We start from the raw sequence: 734 nt of genomic DNA, 5'->3' as shown, positions 1-734 counted from the left end.
TACTTTAATAGCCACTGGCGCGAGTGGTTTCCGAGGCTGGGTTCACGCGCCAATTTTGCTAAACAGATTTCGAATCTTTGGTTTGTTAAACAACCACTGCAAGAGGAACTGGCGATATTATTGGGTGCGTTCGACCGGCCGGTGCATATTATTGATGGATTTCCTCTGCCCGTTTGCCTCTTTAAACGCGCGAAAGGTTGTGCACGTTTTAAAGGACAAGCCGATTATGGCTTCTGCGCCGCCAAGAGTGAAACGTACTACGGCTTTAAAGGACATCTGCTGGTCGATGAAATCGGCATCGTGACAGGGTTTACACTCACACCGGCAAGTGTCAGCGAGCGTGAGGCCGCCGGGGATTTGGTCGCGCCAATCACCGGCTATTTACTCGGTGATAAAGGATACTTAGGCACTGAATTTAAACAGGAAATGAAGAGAGAAGGCATTGAAATGATAACGCCGGTGCGAGCCAATATGGATGACCCTGTTCCCAAAGAGACGAGAAAATGCATCAATGCCAAACGGCGTCTCATTGAAACTGTGATTGGTCAACTCGCCGGGCAATTTGCTATCGAGAAGTGCTGGGCGCGGGATATGTGGCATCTGAGCAATCGAATCGCCAGAAAGCTGCTTGCTCACACATTAGGTATTTTTGCCAACTTTAAACAAGGTAAAAAACAACGCGACTGGCTTCAACAAACTCTCGTTATTGGGTGTTAAAGTCGAGCATCGCGTTA

The 734-nt window shown here is 48.2% G+C and carries 1 protein-coding gene; it reads left to right on the top strand.

Annotation, left to right across the window (positions count from 1 at the left end; translation table 11 throughout):
* A partial coding sequence (locus Xedl_RS19900; RefSeq protein ID WP_074025466.1) for an IS982 family transposase occupies nucleotides 1-717 on the top strand: 717 nt, incomplete at its 5' end.
* Nucleotides 718-734: the final 17 nt, after the last annotated feature.

This window comes from Xenorhabdus eapokensis, from assembly GCF_001908105.1.
Note: the sequence above shows the minus strand (reverse complement) of the source record. Positions and strands in the feature narration are given on the sequence as shown.